This window comes from Streptomyces laculatispora (assembly GCF_017353455.1).
GTDB classification, from domain to species: Bacteria; Actinomycetota; Actinomycetes; order Streptomycetales; family Streptomycetaceae; genus Streptomyces; species Streptomyces laculatispora.
Genome location: NZ_JAFMPZ010000079.1, coordinates 1 through 8,448, shown reverse-complemented (window position 1 = coordinate 8,448; position 8,448 = coordinate 1). Strand labels below are relative to the sequence as shown.

The following is an 8,448-nucleotide window of genomic DNA, read 5'->3' as shown; positions in this document are numbered from 1 at the left end:
GAGACCGGCCCGGATCACGAGAAGACCTTTACTGCTGCTGCTCGCGTCGGTGGTGTCTCGTACGGCACCGGCACCGGGCGTAGCAAGAAGGAAGCGGAGCAACAGGCGGCAGAATCCGCCTGGCGCGAGATCAGCGCCGCCGCGGAGGCGCGGGAGGCTGTGGCCAAGGAGGCCGCCGCCGACGGAGGGGCCGCCGACACCCCTGCCGACCCGCCGCCGTCCACGGACGTCGCTCCTGCCTGACCCGAGAACCCCCCCGGTGCCCTGTGCACCGGGGGGGTTCTCGGGTCAGGCAGGAGCGACGTCCGTGGACGGCGGCGGGTCGGCAGGGGTGTCGGCGGCCCCTCCGTCGGCGGCGGCCTCCTTGGCCACAGCCTCCCGCGCCTCCGCGGCGGCGCTGATCTCGCGCCAGGCGGATTCTGCCGCCTGTTGCTCCGCTTCCTTCTTGCTACGGCCGGTGCCGGTGCCGTACGAGACACCACCGACGCGAGCAGCAGCAGTAAAGGTCTTCTCGTGATCCGGGCCGGTCTCCGTGACGAGGTACTCGGGAACCCCGAGGCTCTCGCTCGCGGTGAGCTCCTGGAGACTGGTCTTCCAGTCCAGGCCGGCGCCGAGGTTGGAGGACCTGTCGATCAGCGGGTCGAAGAGCCGGTGGACCAGCTCCGAGGCCGCGCCGAGGCCCTGATCGAGATAGACCGCACCGAGCACCGCTTCCAGGGTGTCGGCGAGGATGGACGCCTTGTCCCGGCCACCCGTGCCCTCTTCACCGCGGCCGAGCCGGATGAAGGAGCCGAGTTCGAGGCCGCGGCCCACTTCCGCAAGCGCACGCGAGTTGACCACCGCGGCCCGCAATTTGGCCAGCTGGCCTTCAGGCAGGTCGGGGTGAGTGCGGTACAGCGTGTCCGTGACCACCAGTCCGAGCACCGAATCCCCGAGGAATTCGAGCCGCTCGTTGGTGGGCAGACCGCCGTTCTCGTACGCGTACGAACGATGGGTCAGCGCACGCACCAGAAGGGCGGACTCGAGGTGGTACCCGAGCCGCCCTTCCAGAAGCGTGTGGGACGAGGCTGTGTTGACGTTGTCTGCCTGCTTCTTGGCGTGGGACAACTCAGACATCGGGCCTCTCACCAGCCGCTCAGACCTCGAGGACCTGGCGCTTGTTGTACGTGCCGCAGCTGGGGCACGCAATGTGCTGCAGCTTCGGCTCCTGGCAACGCTCGCACGAAACCAGGGTGGGGACCGCAGCCTTCCACTGCGACCGGCGGTGGCGCGTGTTGCTGCGCGACATCTTCCGCTTCGGAACAGCCACGGCTACTTCTCCTGCTTCTCGTCGACGCCAGGTTCGGCGCCGCCCATGTTGTCCTTCTCGCCGTCCTGAACGGTCTCGGCGAGTCCCTGCAATGCCGCCCAACGAATGTCGAGGGCTTCGTGGTGGTGACCGGGGTTCTCGTCCAGCCTGACTCCGCATTCGGAGCACAGACCGGCGCAGGTCTCCCGGCACACCGGCTGCATCGGCAGTGCGAGCACCACCGCATCACGCAGCACTGACTCGAGGTCGAACAAGCCGTCCTCAAGGAAGAACCTGTCCTCGTCGTCCTCGGCGTCGTCGACCGGGTCCGCCGTCTTGCTGCGGTTCCGGTCATCGGCGTCAGGGTACGAGAACATCTCCTGGAAGTCCGCCTCGACCTCAAGGCTCAGCGGCTCCAGACACCTTACGCACTCCCCCTCGGCCGATGCACGGGCGGTGCCTGTGACAAGCACACCTTCCATGACCGATTCGAGGCGGACATCCAGCTCCACGGGTGCGCCTTCCGGCACACCGACGACTCCGTCGATACCGAAGTCCTTGGGGGCGTCCACCGAGCGGGTCAGCCGCTTCAGGGCACCTGGACGCCGACCCAGCTCGTGCGTATCGAACACGAGAGGGTTTCGGTGGTCGAGGTGGCCGTTCAGGGCTTTTCCTGCTTTCGAAATCATGCGCATCACGTGTGGTGGAGAGGGCCGACCGGCTCCGGAGTCGAAGCGGGCAGCCTGGATCGCGGAATACGCGCGACCGAAGAACCAGGATACTTGACGCGCCGCCCAGCTCCCAATCCGGCCCTGATCCGCCCCCTGAGCGGCTCCCCGACCGGCCCCCGGCCGGTCAGCGCTCCTGTTCGTACCGGCGGAGCTGCTCCAGGTCGATCATGCTCGTGTCGAACAGGCTGGTCTCGTCCAAGGCGCCCTCACCCTGCTGCTGGAGGGGCTGCTGGGCCTGGACGGGCTGCTGCTGCCAGGCGTCGTAGCCCTGGGCGGGCTGCTGGACCTGATTCTGGTCGTAGGCCTGCTGCTGGTACCCGGCGTAGGGGTCCGGCTGCTGCTGGTAGCCGTACACGTCCTGCTGCGGCTGGTCCTGGTACGCGTACGTCTGCGCGTACTGCGGCTCCGCCTGTGCGGGGAAGTGCGGATCAACCTGCGGGGGCAGCTGCCGGGGCACCTGCTGCGGTTGCGGCGCGGCCGTCTCGGCCAGTCCCGCCCAGTGGTCCTCGTCGCTGGTGTGGCCCTGGCTGCCCGCGGCGTCCTGGGCGGCCATGTGCGCACCGAGGTCGTCGGTGGCGACCCGGCCGTGCAGTTTCTGCCGGCCCCGGCCCACCGCCTCCAGGGTCTTGGCGAGCACCGCCTCGAAGGCACCGAGCTTGGTGTCCACGTACTCGTCGGCCCGGCGCTGGAGCGTGGCCGGGTCGGCGCTGCGCTCGGGGGCCTCGGCGAAGTCCGGGTCCTCGTAGCCCTGCTCGTCGAAGCCCTCGCCGCGGCCGAGGAGCTTCTCGCGGCCCCGGTCGACGGAACCGATGGTCTTGGTGAGGACGACCTCGAAGTTGGCGAGTTTACTGTCGACGTACTCGTCGGCCTCGCCCCGGATCTCCTCGGCGTCCTTGCGGGCCTCACCGAGGATCCGGTCGGCCTCGGCCTGGGACCGGCGGGCGATCTCGGTGTCGGAGATCAGCGAGCCGCGCTCGGCGTGGGCGGTCTCGATGATCCGCCCGGCCTCCTGTCGGGCCTGCTCGACGAGCTGCTCCCGGCCGCCGATGAGCTCCTGCGCGTGCGCCAGGGAGCCGGGCAGGGCCTGGCGCACCTCTTCGAGCATCGCGAGCAGTTCGGCGCGGTTGACCACGCAGGACGCCGACATGGGCATCGACCGGGCGCTCCCGACCGCTTCGACGATCTCGTCGAGCTTCTTCTGCACGTCCACCGTGTGCTCGCCACTCTCTACTGCCGATTGGAGACGGACGGGACGACTGTACGGCCAGTCGGCGCCCGCCCGACACCTGGTGACGGGCTGTCAGTGCCTCACCGCTGGGTGAGGCGCTCCGTCAGGGCCTCCTGGACCAGTGGCGGCAGCAGGTGCGAGACGTCGCCGCCCCAGGTCGCCACCTCCTTGACCAGGGAGGACGACAGGAAACTGTAGGTCGGATTGGTCGGCACGAAGAGCGTTTCGACACCTGAGAGCCCGTTGTTCATCTGGGCCATCTGAAGTTCGTAGTCGAAGTCGCTGACGGCCCGCAGGCCCTTCACGATCGCCGGGATGTCGCGCTGCTTGCAGAAGTCGACCAGCAGCCCGTGGAAGGCCTCGACCTGGACGTTGCCGAAGTCCGCGGTGACCTGGCGGATCATCTCGATCCGCTCGTCGACCGTGAACAGACCCTTCTTGGACTGGTTGATCATCACCGCGACATGTACGACGTCGTACAGTTTCGAGGCGCGGCCGATGATGTCGAGATGTCCATTGGTGATGGGGTCGAACGACCCCGGGCAGACGGCGCGGCGCAACTTGATTCCCTCGCTCTCCGGTCCGGTCATCGTGCGTCTTCGCACGTAGCGGCGGCGCGACCGTACCAAAGCGTTCCCTCGCCGTAGCGACGGGCCCGCAATGGCTCGAAACCCTTGGGCCAGCTGAATTCTCCGCCTCTGGTGCTGCGCTCCACGGTGACGAGCGCATCGGCCGAGAGCCACCCCTGGGCACGGAGTGTGAGCAGAATCTCGCCAAGATCGTCGTCGGTGACGGCGTACGGCGGGTCCAGGAACACCACGTCGTACGGCTCCGCGGGCGCCGGTCCCGTCACGATCTGTTCGGCTTTGCCTGCCCGGACCTCGGCGCCCGGCAGGCCCAGGGTGCGGACGTTGTCCCGGACGGTCCGGACGGCCTTGGCATCGGCCTCGACGAGCAGGGCGTGGACCGCGCCCCGGGAGAGCGCTTCGAGGCCGACGGCTCCCGAGCCCGCGTACAGATCGGCGATCCGGATGCCGTCGAGGGTGCCGAGAAGCGCCTGCCAGGTGGAGAACAGGCCCTCGCGCGCGCGGTCGGAGGTGGGGCGGGTGCCGGTTCCGGGCGGGACGGCCAGGCGGCGTCCGCCGGCCGAGCCGGCGATCACGCGGGTCATGGGTGTCTGATCCTCGGGTCGGGGCGGCGCGCAGGGTGCTGCGGGCGCCGTGCCACCCACGATATGGCGTCGGGGGGACCGGGGCTCCCGCAGTGCCCGCACCCCGTGCCTCACCCCTTGTCGAGGTACTCCTCGCGCTCCTTGTCGAGCAGCGCGTCCAGCACGAGGCGCAGCTCCGGCAGGTGCTCCAGGTCCGGGTCCGCGGCGACGACCGTGACGGCCTCCTCGCGGGCGGCCGCGATGACCTCCTCGTCGTCGATGACGCTGAGCACTCGCAGCGAGGAGCGGACCCCGGACTGGGCCTGGCCCAGGACGTCGCCCTCGCGGCGCTCCTCCAGGTCGATCCGGGACAGCTCGAATCCGTCGAGGGTGGAGGCGACGGCGGAGAGCCGGGCGCGGGCGGGGCTCGCCTCGTGGGCCTCGCTGACCAGCAGGCAGAGTCCGGGGGCGGAGCCGCGGCCGACCCGGCCGCGCAGCTGGTGGAGCTGGGAGACGCCGAACCGGTCGGCGTCCATGATCACCATCGCGGTGGCGTTGGGGACGTTGACCCCGACCTCGATGACCGTGGTGGCCACCAGGACGTCGACCTGGCCGGCGGCGAAGCGGCGCATCACGTCGTCCTTGTCGTCGGGGTGCATCCTGCCGTGCAGCACCTCGATGCGCAGACCGGTCAGCGGCCCCTTGGCCAGTTGTTCGGCGATGTCCAGGACGGCGAGCGGCGGGCGCTTGTCCGCCTCGTCCTCGGCTGCCTTCTTCCCCTTCTTCCCGGCCGCCTCGTCCTCGTCGTCACCGATCCGGGGGCAGACCACGTACGCCTGGTGCCCGTTCTCCGCCTCCTCGCGGACCCGTTCCCAGGCGCGGCTGAGGAAGTGCGGTTTGTCCTTGGCGGGGACGACATGGCTGGCGATCGGCGAACGGCCGGCCGGCAGCTGATCCAGGACGGAGGTCTCCAGGTCGCCGAAGACGGTCATGGCGACCGTGCGGGGGATGGGGGTGGCGGTCATGACGAGCAGATGCGGCGGCTGCTTCCCCTTGGAGCGCAGGGCGTCGCGCTGCTCGACCCCGAAGCGGTGCTGCTCGTCGACGACGACCAGCCCCAGCTCGTGGAACTTCACCTTGTCCTCGATCAGCGCATGGGTGCCGATCACGATCCCGGCCTCGCCGGTGACCAGGTCCAGGAGCGCCTGGCGGCGGGCGGCCATGCCCATGGAACCGGTGAGCAGGACCACCTTGGTCCCCCGCTCGGACCCGCCGAGCATTCCGCCCTCGGCCAGCTCCCCCATCATCTCGGTGATCGACCGGTGGTGCTGCTGGGCGAGCACCTCGGTGGGCGCGAGCATGGCGGCCTGCCCGCCGGCGTCGACGGTGGTGAGCATGGCGCGCAGCGCGACCATGGTCTTCCCGCTGCCGACCTCGCCCTGGAGCAGCCGGTGCATCGGGTGCTCGGTCGCCAGATCATCGAAGATCTCCTTGGAGACCTTGAGCTGGCCGTCGGTGAGGGTGAAGGGCAGTGTGGCGTCGAAGGCGTCGAGCAGCCCGCCGGGGACGGGCCGGCGGGCGACGGCGGGCAGCTGGGTGTCCGCGTACCTGCGGCGGGCCAGCGCGACCTGGAGGACGAAGGCCTCGTCCCACTTGAGCCGGTCCCTGGCCGCCGCGACATCGGCCTTGGTCTGCGGCCGGTGGATCTTCAGCAGCGCCTCGGGCAGCGCGGTGAACCCGCGGCCCTCGCGCAGCGCGGGCGGCAGCGGGTCGACGGCTTCCTGGGCGCTCGGCAGCACCGCGTCGACCGCCTTGGCGATCCGCCAGGAGTCGAGCTGCTTGCAGGCCGGGTAGATCGGCAGCAGCCGGCCGGCGAAGGCGTCCACGGCCTCGGTCGCCCCGGCCTCGTCGGTGGACTCCGCGTCGAGCAGTTGGTACGTGGGGTGGGCCAGCTGCATCTTGCGGTTGAAGACGGAGACCTTGCCGGCGAACATGGCGCGCCGGCCCGGCAGCAGATCCTTGTGCGGCTTGTGGACGCCGTGGCCGAAGAAGACCAGCTGGAGCCTGCCGTGGCCGTCGGTGAGGGTCACTTCGAGGCGCTTGCCCCGGCCGTTGTTGAACACCATGACGCGGGCGTCGGCGACCTGGGCGACGACCGTCACATGCTCGTCCAGCGGGAGGTCGGTCAGCGCCGTGAGGCGGCCGCGCTCCTCGTACCGCCGCGGGTAGTGATGCAGCAGATCGCCGACCGTGTGCAGGCCGAGGTGCTCGGCCATCACCTTCGCGGTGGCGCCACCGAGCAGCTTCTTGAGGGGTTCGTCGAACGCAGACACGCGATCCATTGCACACCACACCACCGACAGTTGTCCGCCGGGCACCACCGGGCCGGGACAAGTCCTGGTCGCGATCGCGGCACGGGCCGTGATAACTCCTGGTCAGAATCGCGTCCGCAACCCTAGGATCGGCTCCCACGCTTCTCGCTCGCGATCACCTGCCAAGGGATCGCCCGACCCCCGCGCTGTCGCAAGTGCCTCGTCCGGTGAGGCATGGGTCCCCCCACCTGCGCTGCGACGATGACATCTGAGACCTCAGCGAATTCCGCGTCCCCCGAGTCCGCCGCCCAGTCGCCGCACACCTTCCAGGTGGATCTGCGCGGGCTGGTCGACCTCCTCTCCCATCACCTCTACTCCTCTCCCCGCGTCTACCTGCGTGAGCTGCTGCAGAACGCGGTGGACGCCATCACCGCCCGGCGCGCCGAGCAGCCGGACGCGCCCGCCCGGGTACGGCTGTACGCCGAGGACGGCCGGCTGCGGGTCGAGGACAGCGGCATCGGTCTGACCGAGACCGATGTGCACAGCCTGCTCGCCACGATCGGCCGCAGTTCCAAACGGGACGGTGCGCAGGGGCTCGCCTCGGCGCGTGCGGAGTTCCTGGGCCAGTTCGGCATCGGGCTGCTGGCCTGCTTCGTCGTCGCGGCCGAGATCCGGGTGGTGAGCCGCTCCGCGCGCACGCCCGGCGCTCCGCCGGTGGAGTGGTGTGCCCGTGACGACGGTTCGTACACCGTGCGCACGCTCCCCGACAGTGCCCGGCCGGAGCCCGGCACCACCGTGCTGCTGACCGCCCGCCCCGGCAGCACGGAGTGGCTGGCCGAGGAGCGGGTGCTCGCGCTCGCCCGCGATTTCGGCTCGCTGCTGCCGTACGACGTACGGGTCGGGGACACGGCCGTCACCGGTCTGCCGGCGCCGTGGGACCGCGCGTACCCGAGTCCTGCGGGGCGGCGGGTGGCGCTCGCCCGCCACTGCCACGAGCAGTTCGGCTTCTCGCCGCTCGACACGATCGATCTCGATCTGCCGCTCGCCGGCATCCGCGGGGTCGCCCATGTGCTGCCCTCGGCGGTCAGTCCGGCGCAGCGCGCGGGCCACCGGGTGCATCTGAAGGGCATGCTGCTGACGGACCGGGCCGATGAACTGCTGCCCGACTGGGCGTTCTTCGTGCGGTGCGTCATCGACACGGACAGCCTGCGGCCCACCGCCTCGCGCGAGGCGCTGTANNATCCGGTGGTGCACTTCACCCGGACCGTGGAGGAGTTCCGGCAGGTCGCCCCGATCGCCTCCGCGCAGGGGATCGGGGTGATCAACGGCGGTTACACCTACGACACCGAGCTGGTCGAGCGGCTGCCCGCGGCAAGGCCCGGGACGGTGGTCGCGGAGCTGGACGCCGATACGGTCACCGCGCATCTGGACTCCGTGGACCCGCGGGAGGAGCTGGCGCTCGGCCCCTTCCTCGCGGCGGCCCGCGCCGGGCTGGATCCGCTGGGGTGCGATGTGGTGCTGCGCGCCTTCCACCCGCTGACCGTGCCCGCCCTGCATCTGGACGACCGTTCGGCCCGCCACGAACAGGCCCGTGCCGAGGCCGAGGAGCAGGCGGACGACCTGTGGACGGGGATTCTCGGTTCCCTGCGCGGGAGTGCGCCTCGGGCCCGGCTCGTACTGAACCATCTCAATCCGCTGATCCGCCGGATCAGTTCGCTGGACGCCCCGGAGCTGGCGGT

9 protein-coding genes are annotated in these 8,448 nt (G+C 70.3%); 2 read left to right on the top strand and 7 right to left on the bottom strand.

The genetic code is table 11. The features are described 5' to 3' along the window. The coding region (locus J1C73_RS04080) for a putative dsRNA-binding protein (protein ID WP_242643692.1) at positions 1-243 on the top strand (243 nt) is incomplete at its 5' end. Positions 244-288: 45 nt separating this feature from the next. Here the strand turns inward: J1C73_RS04080 and rnc are convergent. The 7 genes from rnc to recG all read right to left on the bottom strand — a co-directional run bounded on the left by rnc (position 289) and on the right by recG (position 6,739). Beyond that, complete coding sequence (rnc, locus tag J1C73_RS04075) at positions 289-1,116, bottom strand: ribonuclease III (RefSeq protein ID WP_123461900.1); 828 nt, start codon at positions 1,114-1,116, stop codon at positions 289-291. A gap of 19 nt (positions 1,117-1,135) precedes the next feature. After that, on the bottom strand, positions 1,136-1,309 hold the full coding sequence (rpmF, locus tag J1C73_RS04070) for a 50S ribosomal protein L32 (RefSeq protein WP_003965982.1): 174 nt from the start codon (positions 1,307-1,309) through the stop codon (positions 1,136-1,138). Positions 1,310-1,311: 2 nt separating this feature from the next. Continuing rightward, positions 1,312-1,977, bottom strand: coding sequence for a YceD family protein (locus J1C73_RS04065; protein ID WP_123462534.1), 666 nt, complete (start codon positions 1,975-1,977; stop codon positions 1,312-1,314). 166 nt (positions 1,978-2,143) lie between these two features. Further along, complete coding sequence (locus J1C73_RS04060; protein ID WP_207315113.1) at positions 2,144-3,229, bottom strand: ATP synthase subunit B family protein; 1,086 nt, start codon at positions 3,227-3,229, stop codon at positions 2,144-2,146. A 98-nt stretch (positions 3,230-3,327) separates the two neighbouring features. Beyond that, positions 3,328-3,807 (bottom strand): pantetheine-phosphate adenylyltransferase, encoded by a 480-nt coding sequence (gene coaD, locus J1C73_RS04055; protein WP_207315114.1) that lies wholly within the window; start codon positions 3,805-3,807, stop codon positions 3,328-3,330. Between the two features lie 26 nt (positions 3,808-3,833). Beyond that, entirely contained in the window at positions 3,834-4,418 is a 585-nt protein-coding gene (rsmD, locus tag J1C73_RS04050; RefSeq protein ID WP_123461894.1) for a 16S rRNA (guanine(966)-N(2))-methyltransferase RsmD, read from the bottom strand. A gap of 110 nt (positions 4,419-4,528) precedes the next feature. Further along, the gene (gene recG / locus J1C73_RS04045; RefSeq protein ID WP_207315112.1) at positions 4,529-6,739 is read right to left on the bottom strand and encodes an ATP-dependent DNA helicase RecG; all 2,211 of its coding nucleotides are present in this window, start codon (positions 6,737-6,739) and stop codon (positions 4,529-4,531) included. Positions 6,740-6,970: 231 nt separating this feature from the next. On the opposite strand from recG, the gene J1C73_RS04040 reads away from it, so the two are divergent. Continuing rightward, positions 6,971-8,448, top strand: a 1,478-nt coding sequence (locus J1C73_RS04040; protein WP_207315111.1) for an HSP90 family protein, incomplete at its 3' end; no start/stop codon positions are given.

What these genes read in the sequence shown, in the direction of transcription:
- rnc (WP_123461900.1), bottom strand. Translation starts at nt 1,116, where the DNA reads ATGTCTGAGTTGTCCCACGCCAAGAAGCAGGCAGACAACGTCAACACA.
- J1C73_RS04065 (WP_123462534.1), bottom strand. Translation starts at nt 1,977, where the DNA reads ATGATTTCGAAAGCAGGAAAAGCCCTGAACGGCCACCTCGACCACCGA.
- rsmD (WP_123461894.1), bottom strand. Translation starts at nt 4,418, where the DNA reads ATGACCCGCGTGATCGCCGGCTCGGCCGGCGGACGCCGCCTGGCCGTC.
- recG (WP_207315112.1), bottom strand. Translation starts at nt 6,739, where the DNA reads ATGGATCGCGTGTCTGCGTTCGACGAACCCCTCAAGAAGCTGCTCGGT.